Source organism: Methylomonas sp. 2F7, assembly GCF_057126975.1.
Map to the genome: position 1 here is coordinate 747,366 of NZ_CP195203.1, position 19,476 is coordinate 766,841.

Annotated in this window: 20 protein-coding genes; 9 read left to right on the forward strand and 11 right to left on the reverse strand. The window is 54.7% G+C overall.

Going from position 1 to position 19,476, the window contains the following annotated elements; genetic code table 11:
* Positions 1-122 precede the first annotated feature (122 nt).
* The 8 genes from ACR64Q_RS03555 to ACR64Q_RS03590 all read right to left on the reverse strand — a co-directional run bounded on the left by ACR64Q_RS03555 (position 123) and on the right by ACR64Q_RS03590 (position 7,343).
* Positions 123-2,024, reverse strand: coding sequence for a hypothetical protein (locus tag ACR64Q_RS03555; protein ID WP_483823268.1), 1,902 nt, complete (start codon positions 2,022-2,024; stop codon positions 123-125).
* Positions 2,025-2,065: 41 nt separating this feature from the next.
* On the reverse strand, positions 2,066-2,530 hold the full coding sequence (locus ACR64Q_RS03560) for a putative lipoprotein (protein ID WP_313733602.1): 465 nt from the start codon (positions 2,528-2,530) through the stop codon (positions 2,066-2,068).
* Positions 2,531-2,634: 104 nt separating this feature from the next.
* Entirely contained in the window at positions 2,635-3,594 is a 960-nt protein-coding gene (gene lipA / locus ACR64Q_RS03565; RefSeq protein WP_313733603.1) for a lipoyl synthase, read from the reverse strand.
* Between the two features lie 80 nt (positions 3,595-3,674).
* Complete coding sequence (gene lipB / locus ACR64Q_RS03570; protein WP_313733604.1) at positions 3,675-4,295, reverse strand: lipoyl(octanoyl) transferase LipB; 621 nt, start codon at positions 4,293-4,295, stop codon at positions 3,675-3,677.
* Positions 4,296-4,304: 9 nt separating this feature from the next.
* The gene (locus ACR64Q_RS03575) at positions 4,305-4,571 is read right to left on the reverse strand and encodes a YbeD family protein (RefSeq protein ID WP_064010275.1); all 267 of its coding nucleotides are present in this window, start codon (positions 4,569-4,571) and stop codon (positions 4,305-4,307) included.
* Positions 4,568-5,407, reverse strand: a complete 840-nt coding sequence (locus ACR64Q_RS03580; protein ID WP_313733605.1) for a D-amino acid aminotransferase — start codon at positions 5,405-5,407, stop codon at positions 4,568-4,570. Before ACR64Q_RS03580 ends, ACR64Q_RS03575 begins: the two co-directional genes overlap by 4 nt.
* Entirely contained in the window at positions 5,404-6,567 is a 1,164-nt protein-coding gene (locus tag ACR64Q_RS03585) for a D-alanyl-D-alanine carboxypeptidase family protein (protein WP_313733606.1), read from the reverse strand. Before ACR64Q_RS03585 ends, ACR64Q_RS03580 begins: the two co-directional genes overlap by 4 nt.
* Before the next feature lie 143 nt (positions 6,568-6,710).
* Positions 6,711-7,343 (reverse strand): helix-turn-helix transcriptional regulator, encoded by a 633-nt coding sequence (locus ACR64Q_RS03590; protein WP_026603737.1) that lies wholly within the window; start codon positions 7,341-7,343, stop codon positions 6,711-6,713.
* A gap of 195 nt (positions 7,344-7,538) precedes the next feature.
* Here ACR64Q_RS03590 and ACR64Q_RS03595 point away from each other — a divergent pair, with 195 nt between their 5' ends.
* Complete coding sequence (locus ACR64Q_RS03595) at positions 7,539-7,919, forward strand: group I truncated hemoglobin (RefSeq protein ID WP_020485015.1); 381 nt, start codon at positions 7,539-7,541, stop codon at positions 7,917-7,919.
* A 15-nt stretch (positions 7,920-7,934) separates the two neighbouring features.
* Complete coding sequence (locus ACR64Q_RS03600; RefSeq protein WP_313733607.1) at positions 7,935-8,921, forward strand: 2Fe-2S iron-sulfur cluster-binding protein; 987 nt, start codon at positions 7,935-7,937, stop codon at positions 8,919-8,921.
* Here the strand turns inward: ACR64Q_RS03600 and ACR64Q_RS03605 are convergent.
* Positions 8,894-9,826 (reverse strand): LysR family transcriptional regulator, encoded by a 933-nt coding sequence (locus ACR64Q_RS03605; protein WP_483823269.1) that lies wholly within the window; start codon positions 9,824-9,826, stop codon positions 8,894-8,896. The genes ACR64Q_RS03600 and ACR64Q_RS03605 overlap by 28 nt on opposite strands.
* Positions 9,827-9,917: 91 nt before the next feature.
* Here ACR64Q_RS03605 and ACR64Q_RS03610 point away from each other — a divergent pair, with 91 nt between their 5' ends.
* The 5 genes from ACR64Q_RS03610 to ACR64Q_RS03630 all read left to right on the forward strand — a co-directional run bounded on the left by ACR64Q_RS03610 (position 9,918) and on the right by ACR64Q_RS03630 (position 15,897).
* A complete protein-coding gene (locus ACR64Q_RS03610; protein ID WP_313733609.1) occupies positions 9,918-10,775 on the forward strand; it encodes a hypothetical protein in 858 nt (285 codons plus the stop codon).
* Positions 10,776-10,799: 24 nt separating this feature from the next.
* Complete coding sequence (locus ACR64Q_RS03615) at positions 10,800-12,380, forward strand: DHA2 family efflux MFS transporter permease subunit (protein WP_313733610.1); 1,581 nt, start codon at positions 10,800-10,802, stop codon at positions 12,378-12,380.
* A complete protein-coding gene (locus ACR64Q_RS03620) occupies positions 12,380-13,825 on the forward strand; it encodes an efflux transporter outer membrane subunit (protein WP_313733611.1) in 1,446 nt (481 codons plus the stop codon). Before ACR64Q_RS03615 ends, ACR64Q_RS03620 begins: the two co-directional genes overlap by 1 nt.
* Before the next feature lie 8 nt (positions 13,826-13,833).
* On the forward strand, positions 13,834-14,994 hold the full coding sequence (locus ACR64Q_RS03625) for an efflux RND transporter periplasmic adaptor subunit (protein ID WP_313733612.1): 1,161 nt from the start codon (positions 13,834-13,836) through the stop codon (positions 14,992-14,994).
* A gap of 168 nt (positions 14,995-15,162) precedes the next feature.
* A complete protein-coding gene (locus ACR64Q_RS03630; protein ID WP_313733613.1) occupies positions 15,163-15,897 on the forward strand; it encodes a DUF5765 domain-containing protein in 735 nt (244 codons plus the stop codon).
* Between the two features lie 36 nt (positions 15,898-15,933).
* Here ACR64Q_RS03630 and ACR64Q_RS03635 read toward each other — a convergent pair whose 3' ends face one another.
* The gene (locus ACR64Q_RS03635; protein ID WP_313733614.1) at positions 15,934-16,815 is read right to left on the reverse strand and encodes a PfkB family carbohydrate kinase; all 882 of its coding nucleotides are present in this window, start codon (positions 16,813-16,815) and stop codon (positions 15,934-15,936) included.
* Positions 16,815-17,015: a hypothetical protein gene (locus ACR64Q_RS03640; protein WP_483823270.1), complete on the reverse strand. Its 201-nt coding sequence runs from the start codon at positions 17,013-17,015 to the stop codon at positions 16,815-16,817. Before ACR64Q_RS03640 ends, ACR64Q_RS03635 begins: the two co-directional genes overlap by 1 nt.
* Positions 17,016-17,030: 15 nt before the next feature.
* Here ACR64Q_RS03640 and ACR64Q_RS03645 point away from each other — a divergent pair, with 15 nt between their 5' ends.
* Entirely contained in the window at positions 17,031-18,464 is a 1,434-nt protein-coding gene (locus ACR64Q_RS03645) for a circularly permuted type 2 ATP-grasp protein (protein WP_313733617.1), read from the forward strand.
* On the forward strand, positions 18,458-19,402 hold the full coding sequence (locus tag ACR64Q_RS03650; protein WP_020485025.1) for an alpha-E domain-containing protein: 945 nt from the start codon (positions 18,458-18,460) through the stop codon (positions 19,400-19,402). The genes ACR64Q_RS03645 and ACR64Q_RS03650 overlap by 7 nt, the downstream gene beginning before the upstream one ends.
* Positions 19,403-19,476 lie beyond the last annotated feature (74 nt).

A 19,476-nucleotide genomic window follows, 5' to 3' on the forward strand; every position in this document is an offset into this window, starting at 1 on the left:
CCCGAAAATTTTACGCCGAACTGCCTAAGGTCTGAGAGCAGTCCGGTAAAACGCCAACGAATTATTCGCCCCGTCCCGCTGAGAGTTAGATTGGCTATGTCGATACCCGCCAGGTAGTCCCGTTAAAAAGCCTCAGGCTGATATATGCTTGCCTCCGGCAGCAATCCAGGAAACGAGCCTTTACGGATGTTAAAGAACAGCAGTTCCGGCAGGCTGACGATAATGCCTTTCAAGCCTTTGCGTAAATTGTCCCCGTCATCCCAAGGCCAGCTGAACAAGCCGTATAGGCCCTGGCTGCCGGCTATCGCCAGATTCAAGCCGCCCTGCAATGGCCGAGGCCATAGCTGATCTTGAGTGAAGAATAAAAACGCCGCGTCGTCCCCGTTCCATTTATAAATCCTCGAACTTAGGGTATTGGATTCCTGTAAATCCACCTGCCATTGCGGCATCTGCCGGTAACGCAGTTGACGCTGCCGTTCTCTGTAGGGCCGGCGCTGGAAGCTGGTGCTGAGTCGATATGCGTTTCCTATCTGGTCATAGGCGACAAACGGAATCATATTCAAGTCGTCTTCGTCAACGTAACCGCCCAGCAGTCGCTGCGACGCCTGGCTTTTACTTTCCTCGGCTGTAGCCGACATGTCAGAAATCGTCTGGTTGATGAGCCGAAATATTTCCGTGACGCAATTACGGTTAAGCAGGTTATAGCCATACAAGGATTGCAATTGGTTTTGATATGTTTCGATTTGCTGCGCGACGCTGTTTTGGGCATACGCCAGTTCGTTTATTGGCAGCGGTAAACCAATCAATTCCGCCGCTGCCGGTCGCGACGGCGTGGTTGTCAATGGCAACAGCTTCAAAGACTGCTGGTCATCGCGCGGCTTATGCAATTGCATTAGCGCTGTCGCGCTTAGCTCAAGTTCCGAGTAAGCAACTTCATCCAATGCTATGGGGCTGTCCAGTTGTTTGGACGTCGCTGCAAACAACTCTTGACTGTATTGCAGCGCTGCCGGCAAGTTGTCTTCATCGATAATAGTGGCTTGCGGGTCGTCATTTTCCGCGCGGCTGCGGTCCAGCACGCTTAGATAGCCTGAGGCGATGGCATGGTCCAACGCATGTAAACGGGCCATACCCACCAGCAGCGGATAACCCCAGTCGCTGCGTTGGCTCTGCATCAGTCTAATTAAATCGGCAAACAAACGTTGCCGAAAATCTTGCAGCTTGGCACGTTGCGTTGGGTTGAGTCTGAATGCCGTCTCCGGAATTTGTAACAAACTTTCGCTACGCGGCGATAGCCTCGCTTGCAGTACATCCAGCGCGGCCAGATTCAGCAACTGATTGTGGTAGCGTTCGGCAAACGAACTGTTCGTGGCGGTAAAGCGAGTATCTGAGGGTTCGTTAACCGTGGGGTTAACCGCCACCTCCGGTTTCAGGGCTTGCAGGGTTTGCCAAGCTTGTTGGCGTTTGGCCACCAAAAAATCTTCGCCATACTCGTTAACGATTGCCTCGTGCAATTGTTGTAGTGCTTGGCTGCTGTTGCCAGCCTCGATAGGGAGCGCTTCAGTCGCCCGGTATTGCGTCAAAAAATAACCCAATCCTTTTATCGGTAGAGGCGGCGCGGAGCCAAGATGTTGCAAGCCTGAAACCAGCGCTTGATCGTCGTGCAGAGCTTGTAATAGTGATAATTGCTGATTTTGAATGAGCAGGCGGCGACTAAATGTATCCCGTAGTGCTTGAAAAAAATCCTCTGAAACTTCGATGCGGTGACCGTATATGTTACGGTTCTCCTGAAAGCCGTAGGCAAACTCAAAGGCGGCCGCATCGTTGCGATACAAACGCAGCAGGCCAGGTTCGACGTGCTGAAAATGGAAGACTTGCCGGTCGAATTTAATGGCGGCATGGCCGCCGCTGGCGCTGCCTTCGTTGGCGTCTATGTACAGGAATTCGAAATGATGACTTTGGTCTGCTTCGGCAACGGCTACCCAAAGACAATAGCCCAGCGTCAGCGCCCACTTTGCGAATTTCAAGCCAGCAACTGGCATGACCAAGTGGGCGACGGACTGCGGGATTATTTTTTCAAACCTTCTTCAATAGCCTGTTTCTTCCAGGGCTCGTTATCGCTCAAACTTTCGGTAAACGCCGAAATTTGCGGTTTGCCGAGCTTGGCTTTAGCAAGTCCGCGGCCGATGCCTACGTAAGTATTCCGGTCGGTTTCCCAGTTGGTGATCTCATGACTTTCGGCCAGTTCGCTAAGATGTCCGCGAAAACTGTCCAGAGTACCGCTGCTAGATACCACGAAGGTAGCGGTATAGTCGGCCACATCGGTTTCGTATTTATCGCGCTTGTTACGCGACGAGTCGGAGCTGGAGGTAAAAGGGCTGGATGCGCTTTTGAAGATGCCGCCGGAACTGTCGGACAAGCTACCTACGCTGTCGGACGAGCTCTCGGAGCTAGTGGAAAACGAGCAGCCACTGATTAGCGCTGTTCCCAGAACGACAGTAGTTGCCAAAGTAAAGGTTCTGTATGAATTCATAGGCTTTCGGTGAGGTATTGGTCTTTAAAATTAGTAGTTTTACCGCTTATTCGTAGAGACGCAAGATTTTGCGTCTCTACGGTGCTTCGTTGGCGGTAGTAGAGCTATTTACCAACGCCCGCCGCCTGTAAATCCGCATGATAAGAAGATCTTACCAAGGGTGCGCTGGCGACTTGTTGAAAGCCCAGTTCGCGGGCAATTTCTGCATAGCTCTGGAATTGGTCGGGATGGATGTATTCCTGCACCGCCAGATGGTCTTTGCTGGGCTGTAAATACTGGCCTAGGGTCAACATGCTGACGCCGTGGGCCAGCAAATCTTTCATCACCTCGACCACTTCTGCTTCGGTTTCGCCTATGCCTAGCATCAAGCCGGATTTAGTCGGCACATTGGGTAAGCGCTGACCGTGTTGTTGCAATAGTTTTAGGGAAATGTGGTAATCCGCCCCGGGGCGCGCTTGCAGATACAGGCGCGGCACGGTTTCCAGATTGTGATTGAACACGTCGCAGGGCTGTTGTTGCAGGATGTCCAGCGCTGTATCCATCCGGCCGCGAAAATCTGGTACCAGCACCTCGATGGTGGTACTGGGCGATTGGCTGCGCACTGCCGTGATACAGGCGGCGAAATGGCTGGCGCCGCCGTCGCGCAAATCGTCGCGGTTTACCGAGGTGATGACTACGTATTTCAAAGCCATCGCGGCGATGGTCGCGGCCAGATTGGCCGGTTCTTCCGCATCCAAAGGCTGCGGTTTGCCGTGGGCGACATCGCAGAACGGGCAGCGGCGCGTGCATAAATCGCCCATGATCATGAAAGTGGCGGTGCCGTGGCTGAAACATTCGCTCAAGTTGGGGCAGGCGGCCTCTTCGCAGACGGTATGCAGGCGGTTCTCGCGCAGGGATTGCTTGATGCGGTTGACTTGGTCGCCGGTTGGTAATTTGATGCGGATCCAGTCCGGTTTGCGCAAGATTTGCTCGGGCTTTTCCACCTTCACCGGAATCCGCGACAACTTGTCGGCATTGCGTTGATGAGTTTCTGGTGTGGAGCGGGATGGGGCGTTGAGGGTCATATTGCCACCGGGCACTTAAGTTCGTTTTTGAGTCTCCGCAAGCCTGGCATTATTGGCGAGGCTTGTTGAGTTTGTTTGTCTTACATTTCTATCGCTTGCAGCAATTGATGCACAACCGGCACGGCTAGTTCCTGAGTGCTTATTTTAACGCCTAAATCGGCCAATTGCGTCACTTGCAAGCCGGCGTATCCGCAGGGATTGATGTCTGCAAACGGCGCCAAATCCATATCGTTATTGACGCTAAGGCCATGGTAACAGCAACCGTGTTTGATACGCAGTCCCAACGAGGCTATTTTGCGCTCGTTGACGTAGACGCCTGGTGCCTTGGGTTGTGCCTGGGCGGAGATACCGTATTGCCGCAGGGTATCGATCACCGCGTTTTCCAGAATGGTGACCATCTGCCGTGGCCCTTTGTTGAGTCGGCGTAAGTCGGCCAGCAGGTAAATGACCAACTGGCCAGGGCCGTGATAGGTCACTTGGCCGCCGCGATCACTTTCGACGATTTCGATAGCGTTGGCTTTTAGTAAATGTTCGCGCTTGCCGTTTAAACCCAGGGTGTAAACCGGCGGATGCTCGACGATCCAGATTTGATCTGACGTGTCACCATCGCGTTCCGCGGTGAACTGCTGCATGGCTTGCCAGACGCCGAGATAGTCTTGTCGCCCCAAATTACGCAGGACGGTCGCCGCCTTACTTGGCATCAGTCCGTTTTATAGGGCCATCAGCACATCGGGGCAGGCCGTCAACCCCATGTAGATCGCGTCCAGTTGCTCGCGGCTATGGGCTTCGATCATTACCGTCACCGCCAGATAATTACCGCCTTTGCTGGGCCGGGTGGTGACCGCGCCTTCCAGGATGTCCGGTACATGGCGGCGGACGATCTCGACGACGATAGCGTCGAAATCGTCACGATGTTTGCCCATCACCTTGATAGGGAACTGGCAGGGAAATTCCAGTAAACTTTCGGTTTCGCTCATGACAGTGATGTTTTGTAAGCTTGCAGTAAGTCGTCCATGCGATTCCAGATGGGGCCGGGCTTGCCGTCGCCGACTTGCTGGCCGTCCAGTTCGATAACCGGCACGATCTCGCGGGTGGAACTGGCAACCCAAATTTCGCTGGCGTTGTGCAGCGCTTCCAGTGCGATGATGTCTTCCTGATACGGGATATTATGCGCGGCCGCCAGTTCCAGAATCACGTCGCGGGTAATGCCGGGCAGGATTTCATGGCTTTTTGGCGGTGTGATCAGTTCGCCGTCCAGCACTGCAAACAGATTGCTGGCCGCGCCTTCGACGACGTAACCGTTGCGTACCAGTATCGCTTCCGCGCAGCCTTGATCCAGCGCTTCCTGTCTGAGCAGAATGTTGCCCAGCAAAGTGATGGCTTTGATGTTGCAGAGCTGCCAACGGGTGTCGTCCAGCGTGATCGCCTTGATGCCGTCGACCCGGCCGGCGAAAGGCTTGATTTCCGCACTCATCGCAAATATCGTCGGTACGATTTGCTCGGGAAAGCCGTGATCGCGTTTCGGCGCATAGCCGCGGGTGACTTGCAGATAAATATATTGATCCCGGTCATCCGCCAGCAGTGGCCGGAAAATCCCTTCCCAGTCCGCGACGCTATGCGGCAACGGTAAACGGATGCCGTTTAGGCTGTTGTTTAGCCGAGTAATATGGTCTTCCAGTCTGAACAGCCGGCCCTTATAAGCCGGAATCACTTCGTAGACGCCATCGCCGAATAAAAAACCGCGATCCAGCACCGACACCTTCGCGTCGGTTAATGGCAGATAAGCGCCGTTCAGATAGACTTGTTCGGTCATTCTTTCTCCAGCAAACCGATGGCGGCATCGTACAGTCGGCGGAAAATACCGCCCTCGGCTACCGCATCCAAGGAGACCAGCGGTTTGCTGAGTATGGATTCGCCAGCCAGCGAAATGTTCAGGCTGCCGACGGTGTCGCCCTTATTCAGCGGCGCGAATACGGCCTTGTCGATCTGGGTTTCGGCTTTCAATTCATTAAAGTGTTTGCGCGGGGCAGTGACATACAGGTCTTCCGGTAAACCGACCGGGACTTTGGACGTGACACCTTTTCTGACCCGAGCTTCGCCCAGCGGTTTATTGCCTTCGTAAAGGCGATGAGTTTCGAAGAAGCGGAAACCGTAATTTAACAAGGACTGGCTCTCGTTAGAGCGGGCACCAGCACTGGCGGTACCCATGACCACAGAAATCAGCCGCATGTCTTCGCGCTTGGCGGAGGCAACCATGCAATAGCCGGCATCGTCGGTAAAACCGGTTTTCAAACCGTCAACCGAAGGGTCGCGCCATAACAGCAGGTTGCGGTTTTGCTGCGTGATGCCGTTGTAAGTAAATTCTTTCTGTTTGTCCCAGCGATAGTATTCCGGAAACTCTTTAATCACCGCGCGGGCCAACGTGGCTAGGTCATGCGCCGAGCTGTAATGGTTAGGGCTGGGCAGACCGGTGGCGTTTTCGAAATTGCTGTTGGCCATGCCCAGGCGGCTGGCTTGTTCGTTCATCATCGTCGCAAAAGTTTGTTCGCTACCGGCGACGTGTTCGGCCAAGGCCACGCTGGCGTCGTTGCCGGATTGAATGATCATGCCTTGCAGCAAGTCTTCTACGCCGACTTGTTTGTTCACTTCCACGAACATCTTCGATCCGCCGGTTTCCCAGGCGTTTTGGCTAATGGTGACTTTTTCGTCCAGCGTCAAGTGGCCGGCTTTCAGTTCGCGGAACACCACGTAGGCCGTCATGATTTTGGTCAAACTGGCAGGGGATACGCGTTTATCGGCATCTTTTTCGGCCAATACCCGGCCGCTATCGAAGTCCATCAAGAAATAGCTGGAGGCCGCGACGCTAGGGGCGGCGGGGGTGAAAATCGGGCTGGCGGCTTGCAGCGAGAAGGCGGTTAACAATAACAGCAGCCCGCTAAACAGGCTGATTGTCGTACGGAAAGGTTGGCTCATGGTCGCAATTCAAAAAAGTCATTCTGGAAGCCGACATTGTACCACTGAGAGCCGCCGCTTAGAAAAACCCTCGTATTGTGCTAAGCAGCTTGAGCTAAAAGCCGGAGATTGTTGCAACTGTTTGGATTAGTTGGCAAGTTGGCTCACGCACCCGCATTGCAGATTTTGAATTTGCAGGCGCAATCCTGTAAGGCCATACAAGCGGTTTGCTCGATGGGTTTGTCCAACAGGGTGGACATCAGCGCGCGGTCGAATTCGCACAGTTCCGGATGTTGCTGGGCCAGATCGTGATAAACGCAATTAACGGCTTTAATGGTCGGCTGCGCTTGTTCGGTATCCATTTCGGCGTGATAACCCAGCGATTGCATTAATTCCACCAGCGCGCTTTGCTTTTGTGCCGGGTCTTTGCCGCTGAATTGCGGGGCCAGCGACTGTGCCAGATTAACGCCCATACGCCACAGCATTTGCCGCAAAGCCGTTTCACCGAGTTCAGCTTTCAACTCGCCCAGCAACAAGTTGCAGAACCAGGGATATTGCTTGGGCAGGCGGTTACGGCCTTGTTCGGTCAGCGTGTAATTGCGCGAAGGCCGGCCGCCGGTGCTGTTCAGGGCCGCTTCTGCAACCAATTGGTCTTTTTCCAAACCGGTGAGATGTTGTTTGACCGCGTTTCTGGAGATTTCCAATTGCGCGGCCAGCTCGTCGATACTCATACCGGCCGCGCTGGACAGCAGTAATTTTAAGATTTGTTCCTGGCGTGAGCCGGTGAGTTTGACCATGTGAATGTGGGGTGGTCGGAAATAAGGGATGCGGCATTCTACGCCGGATCAACTGGCAGGCAAAGCACTGCAATCCTATTTTTGCCATATAAATAACTTTTATAATAAAAATATTGCAAAAGTATTTTTTTTCGCTTACTCTGCGCTCGGCTTTGAACAGCCGCATTTTTAATTTGCAACCAAGGGCAGACCATCATGAGCGAAACCACGGCAACTCTTTACGAACAACTCGGCGGCGAAGCGGCCGTTAATGCAGCCGTCGATATTTTTTATCGCAAAGTCTTGAGCGATCACCGCATCAACCGCTTTTTCGATAACACCGATATGGACAAGCAAGCAGCCAAACAAAAGTCATTTTTAACCATGGCCTTCGGCGGTCCTAATAACTATTCCGGCGCCGATATGCGTCAGGCCCATGCGCATCTGGTAAAAAAACTGGGTTTGGACGATTCGCATTTTGACGCGGTGGTCGAGGATCTGGCGGCTACCTTACAAGAGCTGAACGTGCCGCAAGAGCTGATCAATCAAGTCGCGGCTATTGCCGAAAGCACGCGTAACGACGTGTTGGACCGCTAGGCGCTGGAGTAGGGGATGAACTTGTATAAACTCAGCGTGAACGACCGCGACATTATTTGCGAGTCTGGTGAAACCGTGCTGGACGCGTGTCTGCGCGAAAACATCGACATCCCCTATGGTTGTCGGCAGGGCGCCTGTCAGAGCTGTATGGTGCGCAGCTTGCAGGGCCCGCCGCCGCTGGCGGCGCAAGACGGGTTAAAAGAAGTGTTGCGCCATCAGAACCATTTCCTGGCCTGCCTGTGTTATCCGCAGCAGGATATGGCGATCAGCATTAGTCCGCTGGCCGAATTTTTTACCGAAGCGACGGTAATTGAAAAACGTTTGCTGAATGCGGAAACGCTGCAACTCACCTTGCAATGCAAGGATGCCTTGGATTATTACGCCGGTCAGTTCGTGAATCTGAAACGCGCCGACGGTTTGACTCGCAGTTATTCGATTGCCAACAATCGCTTGCACGCCAACAAACTCAGCTTTCATATTCGCCGCTTGGCCGGCGGTCGCTTCAGCGAATGGGCGCACCAGGAACTGAATGTCGGCGACAAGTTAGAGGTTTCTGATCCGCAAGGGCTGTGCTACTACCTGCCCACGAGCCAAGAGAATAATCTGTTACTGATCGGCACCGGTAGCGGCTTGGCGCCCTTGGCCGGGATTGTCAGCGAAGCTCTGCATCACGGTCATAAGGGGGCGATCCATCTGTTTCATGGCAGCCGCGAGATGGACGGTTTGTATTGGCTGGAGGAAATGCAGGATCTCGCTAGCCAGTACCCTAATTTTCACTACACGCCGTGTATATCACGCGGCGACGCGCCTGACGGCGTGGCCAAGGGTCGAGCCAATGATGTGGCAATGACCCTGTTGCCCAGTCTGAAAGGTTGGCGCCTATATTTGTGCGGCCATCCGGACATGGTGCATCAAACTAAACGCCAGGCGTTTTTACAGGGTGCGGCCTTGCAGGACATCCATGCCGATGCGTTTCATGTCGCGTCGGCAACCTTGGATTGATCTGGAAGCGCGTAAACCTTTTGTCGTTCCAGTACCGCTAAGGCGCGGATCTGTTCCAGCACCTGCTGCAAAACCGGCGCATCGTTATCGCGCTGCGACACCATATATGCCGGTAATTTGAATTGCGGGCTGTCGGCGACCGGAAACAGTTTGCCGGCTTGCAGCAGTGGTTCGGCCAGGCGCACCGGCAGGAAGCTCGATCCACGGCCTTGTGCCAGAATCAGCTGTACCGCCATCCAGCCGATATTGACCACCTGCGCCGGCCGTTCCAGATTGGGGTAACTATTGCTGTGCTGGGCGTAAAACCCGGGTGCCCAATCGACATAAATGTAATCGTCGTTTGGCCAGGGCTGTTTGGGATCGGTGGTCAACAGCACCAATGTTTCATCGAATAAATGTTCGATTTGCAGGCCAGGGCTGTGCTGGGGGGTGTACATCAAGCCGATGTCCAATGCGCCTTCCACCAAACTGCGCATCAAGTCTTCTTCAAAACCGATATCGCTACGGATGGAAATATCCGGCATAGCCTGTCTTATCGCGCCTATCCATTCCGGCAACAAGGTTTCGCACAAGGCAATCCGCGCCCCAATGCTGATGCTGCCGCGAAACCGGCTGGGCAGGCCAATGTCGTGCCGGGCTTGTTCCAGTGTTAATAGTAAGGATTTGGCATGCCGCAAAAAACGCCGGCCTGGCAAGGTCAAGGTGGCGCCGGAGCGATTACGGACAAACAACGTGACGCCCAAATAGGCTTCCAGGCGCTGGATGCGGGTGCTGACGGTGGATTGCGTCACGTACAAGCGATTGGCGGCTTCCAAAAAACTGCCGTTAGCTGCGACGCTTAAAAAGGTTCTGATTTGATCGATGTCCATGGTTTTAATATTGCATTTGTCGATATTAAAGTCCAATAAATATCGCTTGTCTTATATCAAAGCGGTTTTTATAGTGCCATCTTAGTAATGTATCGATTCGATGGCATTCACTGGCGCGGAGGAAATCATGAAAACTTCAAAATGTTCGTTTACCTGGCTATTTGCCGACCATAAAAAAGTCCTGATGGGATTGGCTTTGCCATGGCTGTTGGTGGCATGTACGGCGCCGAGTATTAAGCCGGCCGCGTCACAAATCGATCAATTGCACAGTTTCTTGATTGTGCCGGTGCAAGCCCCGCCGCTGGAAGTAATACCGGATTTGATCGAGCGCCGCGATCCGGCTTATCGACATTTCGAAAACATGGCCTTGGGTTTTGCGCTGCCCACGGAGCTTTATCAAATCCCTGGCGGCATCCAAATTGCGGGCATGGTCAGTGACACTCATACGGCGGATGTGGATTCGATGACCAAGGCAGCGCCAACAGCCGCGGGCGGTTCGGCGAGTGCCGATTTGCTTTGGACACCGGCCAGGGCTGCGGCTCAGAAACTGCGCGGTTTGCTGTCTGCGGAAAATCGTAAAGGGGAATTGAGCCTTGAGTATTATCAGTTGCCGACGGCGGGCGACGCCAGTTTGCAACATTGGCATCAGGCGATTCAGGCCTGGTACGGTCAGAACGCCACGCCAGTCGATTATGTGGCGATGGGCCGCTACGATGCGGTGATAGAGGTGGGGGTTGGCAGGTATCGAATCTTCGAGGGACAAACCTCTTTGCAGCTAATGATCAAGCTCATCGATCCGGTGTCGCGCAACGTTATCGCCCGCACGCTTTCGGAGAGTTTTAAGGTTGACGAACAGGCGCTTGCCTCCCTGGATGACGACGGCGCGGCGTTTAAGCAATTGATTGGCGATATGGCGGTCCCGCTGTTGCGGCAAAGCTTGGGTGACATCGGTCTGCGCATGCCGTCTCAAGCCGATGAATCTTAGCGTGCTGACTGGGCCAATAATCGGATGAGTGTGGTCTATCAAAAACGCCTGCGCGGCTGGCGTTTTACGCTGTTTAATCTGTGTCTGGGTTTCGGGCATGCGCTGGTGATCTTCAATGCCGGCGCTTACATCGCCATGCTGCCCAGAGTAGCCGGCGGCTTGGGCGTGCTGCCCAGTTTTGCGACTTGGACCCAGACTGACTACATGATAGCGCTGGCGCTGGCGTTTCCGGTGGGGGGCTGGTTAGCGCGACGCTTTGGCGAATATCGACCCTTCGTCGCGGCCTTCCTGGCTTTTACTGTGGCTTCTTTCATTTGCGCGTATTGCACTGGCTTTTATAGCTATCTGGCCGGGCGCATTGTGCTGGGTTTTGCCGGCGGTTTGACGCTGCCCTTGGGGCAGGCCTTGTTGCTTAAGGAATATCCCGATAAACGTAAATCGCTCGGCATCGGCGTCTGGAGCATATTTACGTTGACGCCGTTCACTTTCGGCCCGCCCTTGGGTGGCTGGATAGCGGATAATCTGGGTTGGCGCTGGCTGTTTTGGCTCAACATCCCAGCGGCATTGGCGATTGCCGGCATCGTCGGCGCGCTGCTATATCGGCGCGGTCACCGGCGGTCCTGGCAGCGCTTCGATAGCGTCGGCTTTATCTTGTTGGCGATGCTGGTGTTTGGTTTACAAACTTTGTTGAATCAGGGCAACGACTGGGATTGGACCCACTCGACCTATATCGAGGGCTTAATCGCGTTGATAGGCGTTACGCTGATTTACTGGGTGGTCTGGGAATTGAATGTGCGCCGGCCGTTCCTGGATATTCGCCTGTTTACCCAGCGCAATTTCGCCATCGGCGTCTTCATTTTATTCACCGGTTTTCTGTGTTTTCAAGGCTTGTTGTCTATGTTAATCGTACAGTTACAACTGGCTTTCGGTTACTCGTCCTGGGAAGCCGGTTTGGTGTTTCTGCCGATGGCCATCTTGGCCAAACCGATGGCTAGCGTCCTTCACGAGATCGTCAAACGCTGCGATGCCCGGCTGTTAGCGAGCGCGAATTTGCTGGGGTTTGCCGCCACCTATTTTTGGTTGAGCCGTTTCGACGATCCGGACTCGTTTGCGCAATTGTTCTGGCCGAAATTACTGGAAGGCGCCTGCCTGGGCAGTTTTTTCGTACCGATGACCGCCTTATTACTGCACGGCCTGCCGGCCGAGCGGCAATGGCGGGCACTGGAACTGGCTAATTTGATGCGAATAGCCGCCGGGGCAATCGGCATTGCCGTACAAGGCATCGTGTTGTACCGGCGGGTGCCGCAGCATCTGACCCGCTTTGCCGAAAATCATGGCGTGTTTGAACTGGCTGATCATCCCGCGCTGGCTGCACTGAATTCGTTGGGGTTCGCCGAGACGGCGGCTTTGGCCAAATATGCCAAGCTAGCCGGCCGAGATGCGGTTCTGCACGGCATGAACGATGCCTTTTGGTTGGCAGGTTGCCTGTTTGTCGGCATGGCGGCGCTGGTCTGGTTTGCGCACCCGACTCGCACGCCGGTGAAAGTCAGTGTCGAGCAGGCGTTGCGCCGGGAAACTCAGGAATTGCTCGCGGAGGAAGCCTGATGTCTGCCCGCAGACTGATTGCGTTAACCTTGGCGGCGAGCTTTTCAGCAGGCTGCGCCCGGTTCGGCGATGAAGAAACTCCACGCGCCAGCCTATTACCAATGCCCGAAATGACAAACACCGTCGCTGTCGCCCGCGGTAGTTTCCCAAGCAGCGATGTCTGGCCGGCGCAGGATTGGTGGACGCGCTTCGCCAGCCCGGAATTGCAGCGCTTGATAATGACCGCGCTCGCCGATAATCCGGATTTCAAGGCCACAGCAGCCCGGTTGCGGCAGTCGCAGGCGATGGTCGATGCGCAGGCTGCCGAGCTGTATCCGACGGTTGATGCCAATGTCAGCTTCTCGGCGCAACGATTCTCCGCGAACAGCGTGCAAGCCAAACTGGCCGGTGAAAATTTTCGGCAAATGCTGATCAATCCCCTGATCTTGCGGTACCACCTGGACTTTTGGGGGCGCGACGCGGCGGCCCTGCAAGGCGCGGTCGGCCGCTCGCTGGCGGTTGCGGCGGAATTGGCCGATGCGCGACTATTGTTGGCCTCTACCGTGGCCAGGGCTTATTTCGAGCTGCTGGCGGCCGGCGAAAAACAAGGCATCGCTGAGTGTATCGTCGCCGAGCGTCAGGCGTTGTTGCAATTTGAACAGACGCGTCTGGCGACCGGTTTGGCCGCCGACGCCCCGATATTGCAGGCTCGAATAGCTCTTGCTAACGCCGAGCAAGGTTTGGCTGCGGCACGCGCCGATGTGGAATTAAATAAAAATCTGTTGGCGGCGCTGGCCGGAAAGGGTGCGGATTGGGGGGCCGGCATCGTTATCGAACCAGGTCAGGTTGACCAGGCGTTAACCCTACCGGTGGATTTGCCTTTGCATTTATTGGCGCATCGTCCCGATATTAGCGCGGCGCGTTTGCATGCCGAGGCGGCGGCCGAGGAAATCAAGGTGGCCGAGACGGCGTTTTACCCCGACGTCAATCTGGTGGCCTTCACCGGTTTGCATAGCGTCAGCTTGAGCGATGTGTTGTTGCAAGGTTCCAGCCTGGCTTATGCGGTCGGGCCGTCAATAGAGTTTCCGATTTTCGAAGGCGGCCGCTTGCGTGCCAATTTGAATTATCAGCAGTCTGCTTATGACGCGGCGGTCGAGCGTTACAACCGCAGCTTGGTGCATGCGGTGCAGGAGGTGGCGGATGCGCTGAGCCGCTGGCGCGAGCTGGATGAGCGCCTGGTGGCCCAGCGGCAAAGCCTGGCCGACGCATTAGCCGCTGACAAGCTGGCCGACAGTTTACGCAGTCATGGCTTGTCTGACCGCGCCGCGCCGAGTCTGGCCAAATTGGAGGTCTACCAACAACAGTTTCGCTTGGCGGCTCTGGTGGGCGAACGCCACAAAGCCGAGATCAATATTATCAAGGCGCTGGGCGGCGGCTACAGCGACACTAAACCCGCAATGCCATGACCGCAAACATGCCAAAAAAAATTCGTCCTCGGGAAATTCTGCGCCAACGCCGGCGCCGCTTGCAAGGCGTCACCTTGGCCTTATTGCTGGCCGGATTGGCTTATCTGGGGTATTGGTGGCTGGCGCATCGCGACTGGATCGCCACCGACGACGCCTTCGTGGCCGGGCATTTAATTACGCTGAAAACACAGACCGACGGCACCGTGGTGGAAGTATTGGCCGAAAACACGCTGTGCGTGGCAAAAGGCCAGGTGTTGGTGCGGCTGGATGGCGTGCATGCCGGCATAGCCTTGCAGCAAACGCAGGCCGAACTGGCGGAGGCGGTGCGGAATATTGTCAGTTTGCGCGCCAAATCCGAGACCTTGACGCAGCGGGTGTTGGTCAAGCAAGCCGTATTGGAACAAGTCAATCACGATTTGGCGCGCTTCAACGCGGCGGCCAAGGACGGCGCGGTTTCCGATCAGCAACTGCAAACCGCGCAGGACAAGGTCCGCGAGCTGGACGCGGCGATTAAAGAAATTCGCGCCGAACAAAGCAGTATCGATGCGCAATTGCTGGATTCCGGCATCGATAATCATCCCGCCGTGGAAAAAGCCAAGAGCCGCTTGCGCCAGGCTTATCTGGACTATCAGCGGCGCAATCTGGTCGCGCCGGTCTCGGGTTGCGTTGCTAAGCGCAAGGTACAAGTCGGCGATAATCTGAAGGCTGGCGCGCCCTTGCTAGCTATCGTGCCGCTGGACGATGTTTGGATAGAAGCCAACTTCCTGGAAAGCCAGATCGCTGGGGTTAGGCCGGGGCAGAAGGCGGAAATTCGCGTCGCCGCTTATGGTGACGACCGGCTTTATCACGGCCGGGTGCAGGGCATTAACCCTGGCACCGGCAGTATCTTTGCGCTGTTGCCGACCGATAATGCCACCGGTAATTTTATTCATATCGCCGAACGCATGCAGGTACGCGTCGCGCTGGATGCCGCGGAACTCAAGGCCAATCCCTTGCAGCCCGGCCTGTCTACATTAACCCGTATCAACATCGCGAAAGCAGAAACTTCTGTATCGGCATCCTCGGTTACGCTGAATAGCGAGGCTTATCGTACCGACGTTTATGATCGAGAGTTGGATGGCGCCGAACAGTTGATAGAACAGATTGAGTTAGCCAATCGGCCGCGCTAAGTTGGTGTTGCCTCGGCCCGTCATCTTGGTATTTCCACAAAATTGCTGCAATAAAACGCCGCTACGTGTATCTTTGCCTTCCGGTAAAGATGACCGAAACCAATAGACTAAACCGGCAATCGCAGTTGCGCGCGAGCCGTTTCTAAAAATTTAAATGACGGATTAACCATGTGTTTTAGCGCCAATATGTCGCTGGGATTGGGCGTAGCAGGCCTGGTCGCATCGAGTGTGACTTTTCTGGATAAAGACGAAACCTTTTGGGTCAGATTGGCCCGTGCCTATGCCATCTTCCATTTTTCCTTGATGGAGTTCATTCAGTTTTTCGCCTATCCGGTGGCGGACCAGTGCGGTTATGGCACCAACCTTTTTTTGAGCGAACTGTCGTCGGTGCATATCAGTTTACAAGCCTTTGCGATCATGCCGGCTTTGGCGACTTATTCGTCTGACCCTAAAGCCTTGAAGAAAGCCTTTATTGTCGGCAGTTCCTTGAGTGGTTTGTTTTTGATTTTGACCCGCTTGCCGAACGACTGGCAGCTGTTTGACATAGACCCTAACTTCATCGGCCGGATGAACTCTTGCCTGTTTACGGGCATTTACCACATCGGTTATGCGATCTCCAGCGCCTTTGGTTTGCTGGTGACCCATGGCTCGCTGTTTGCATTGGCGTTCAGCGCTTTTGTTTGGAAAAACAATTGGCGCATCGGGATCTATCATTGCTTTGGGGCATTGATGACCTTGTTCATGCCGCAATGGTTTTTCGGAGTCAGTACCGGCGAAGCGGCGGCGATGTACTGTTTTTATTCGATTCCGATCACCGCCAGCTTTATGCCGCCATTTAAAAAGTTTTTCTCTGCTCAATCCGACGATTGGTCGGACGGCGTGCCTGCCAGACAACAGTCTTGATGAGTGCAGCAGAGGCGCAAGACATGTCGTTTTTTGTTATTGCCACGCGTCAATAAATCTTTGATAAAAGGCTGGGTCAGCGACGGTCGCGCCGCGCTGACCTACCAACGCGGACGCAAAATCCTGCGCCCGTTTTAGCATCGCAGGCATAGGCCAGTTTTCGGTAATCCCCACTAACAAAACCGCTGCAAACGCGTCACCAGCGCCAACCGTATCGACAATTTCGATGTTATTGTCGGGAGCGATGTCGAGCAACTCACCCTTTGAATCTAACGCCATCGCGCCTTGGCTGCCGCGCGTAAGTACCACGCCGCTTAAATGATAAGTCTGCTGCAATAAGTGCATCTTGTTGCTAATGCTCTGCTCGCCGGGCAGCAGCAATTCCAACTCTTCATCGTTCAGTTTCAACCAATCCGCCCCGGCTATCCATTCCAAGACCTCATTCGTTTGCCACCAGGGCGCGCGCAGATTGACATCCAGAAACACCGGGCCACTCCAGGTTTGTTGCAAATCGAGGCAGGCTTGCCTGGAAACGCTGTTTCGCAAGGCTAGGCTGCCATGATAGAGCAAGCCCTGTTTGCGGAGATGATGGAAAGCCTCTGCATCAATGTAGTCGTAAGCTTGCTGGTCCAGAATCCGGTAGCTGGGCTGCCCATCTGTTATGCTGATCGCTACGCTGCCGGATGGATGATCGGCGTCGATCTGCATCGCGGATCGAGTCATGCCGACACTTTGCATGGCCGCGAGGATTTCGCGGCCGGCGTCATCTTCCCCCACACGGCTGATAAACAGGGCAGGCCGGCCCAAAGCTTGCAGATGCCAGGCGACATTAAACGGTGCGCCACCGAGGAGCCGGCTGCCGTCTGGAAAGTTGTCGAATAGTACTTCACCGAAGATGGTACAAAAAGCTGTTTGCATCAGTCTGACCTCGCCGCAATTGCTGGTTTAAGGCGGCCACAATAATCAACGTGTGCGGAAATAACAATGGCGTTTGAACTGCTGTGGTCGTTTTCAGGGCGCTTGCCGGAGAGTGTTGCACTGATGTGGTGCGTAATGCGGTTTGGGCGACGTAGCGGCGATTTAACTTTTTGATAAATAGACATTAATGAGATTGGCATGTGGATTGCTGAAGGATGGTCATGAATATAAATACTTTTTTCGATGAAATGCGCACTTCAACCGGTAGCGTCCGGCGCCTGTATCAACCATTCGCGGAGTGGCTGAGCGGTACCGATCATGCCCAGTTGATGCAAAAGTCCCGCGAAGCGGAAATGCTGTTCCGGCGGGTGGGAATTACATTCAACGTGTACGGCGACGAGGCCGGCGCCGAACGGCTGATTCCGTTTGATGTCGTGCCGCGCATTCTGGCCGCCACGGAATGGCGGGTATTGTCGGCCGGCGTGATACAGCGGGTAACGGCGTTGAATGCGTTTTTGAACGATCTGTATCACGATCAGGAAATCATCAAAGCCGGTATCGTTCCCGCCAGTATTCTGGAAAACGAGATGTATCGGCCGGAAATGCAGGGCGTGGACGTGCCGGGCGGCATTTATGCGCATATCGCCGGCGTCGACATCGTGCGTACCGCCGAGAACGAATTTTATGTGCTCGAAGACAATCTGCGCACGCCGTCCGGGGTTTCCTACATGCTGGAAGACCGCAAGATGATGATGCGTCTGTTCCCGGAACTGTTCCGCCGTTATGCGGTAGCGCCGGTCGAGCATTATCCGCAGGTGTTGCTGAACAATTTGCGGGCGGTGGCGCAGCCCGGCGTTTACGATCCGACCGTGGTGCTGCTAACCCCCGGTGCCTACAACAGTGCTTACTTCGAACACGCATTTCTGGCCCAGCAAATGGGTATAGAACTGGTGGAAGGCCAGGATTTATTTTGCAAGGACAATGCGGTGTTCATGCGCACCACGGAAGGCCCAAAGCGCATTGACGTGATTTATCGGCGCATCGACGACGATTTTCTCGATCCGCTGGCGTTTCGCGAAGATTCTATGCTCGGTGTGCCGGGTTTGGTCTCGGTGTATCGCAACGGCGGCGTCACGCTGGCTAACGCGATTGGCACGGGGGTGGCAGACGACAAAGCCACCTATACCTATGTACCCGATATGGTGCGTTTTTACCTGGGTGAGGAGCCTATCCTGTCCAACGTGCCCACGTATAAGCTGGAAAATCCTGACGATTTGAAATATGTGTTAGAGCATCTGGAGGAACTAGTGGTCAAGGAAGTACAGGGTTCCGGCGGTTATGGCATGTTGGTGGGTCCAACCTCATCCAAACAGCAGATCGAGGATTTTCGGGCGCGGATTTTGGCCGAGCCCGACAATTACATCGCTCAGCCTACATTGGCATTGTCGACTTGTCCGACTTTGGTTGAACAAGGGGTGGCACCGCGTCATGTGGACTTGCGACCGTTTGTGTTGTCCGGCAAAACCACCACGCTGGTGCCGGGTGGCTTATGCCGAGTGGCGATGCGGGAAGGTTCGCTGGTGGTCAATTCCTCGCAGGGCGGCGGCACTAAGGACACTTGGGTATTGAATGGAGACGCACCATGCTGAGCCGCACCGCCGATCATCTCTACTGGATGGCGCGTTATATCGAGCGCGCCGAGAACATGGCGCGGGTGCTGGACGTGACCTATCGGATGTCATTGGTAGCAAATAGCGCCTACGACGAAACCGCACGCTGGAAACCCCCGGTGCAGATTGCCGACGATATCGAGGCTTTCGAGAAAAACTACTCCGGTTATACTGCCGCCAATGTAATTCACTTCATGGCTCTGGATGAGCGTAACCCGTCCAGTATCGTCAGCGCCCTTAACTCGGCGCGAGAAAATGCGCGGGCGGTGCGGGTGGCGATGTCTTCGGAGATGTGGGAGACCGTCAACGCCTTGTGGCTGGAACTAAGGCAACGGATTCGCCAGGGTCTGAACGAAGCCGATATTTGCGAATTTTGCGACTGGGTGAAATCCCGCTCGCACCTGTTTCGCGGTGTTACCTTCGGGACCATGCTGCGCGATGACAGTTACAAATTTGTGCGTTTGGGAAGCTTTGTGGAGCGGGCCGACAATACCGCGAGACTTTTAGATGCCAAGTACCAATTGCTGTTGCCGGCTGTTGATGCTCAGGAAGCACAGGTCGACTATTACGAATGGAGTTCCTTGCTGCGCTCTGTATCGGCATTCGAGGCCTATCAAAAAGTGTTTCGGGACACCATCGAGCCCTGGAAAGTGGCGGAGTTATTGGTGTTACGCGATGACATGCCGCGTTCCTTACATGCATGCTACGATGAGTTGGCGCCTATTTTGGAGCAGCTGTGCCGGCAGCGGGGCATGGAATGTCTGCGGTTAGCCGGCGAAAATCATGCGCGGTTGCATTACGGGCGGATGGCCGACATTTTTAGTATTGGCTTGCATGAGTTTTTGCAGGATTTCATTTTGCGCAACAATGCGCTTGGCGGGGAAATTCAGCGGGCTTTTCTAAACGGGCCGGAATAAACAATTGATTGAACCGCATCGGAAATATGTGACTTGCCGACGGTTTAAAGGACATTTTGGCGATTCAGCCTAAC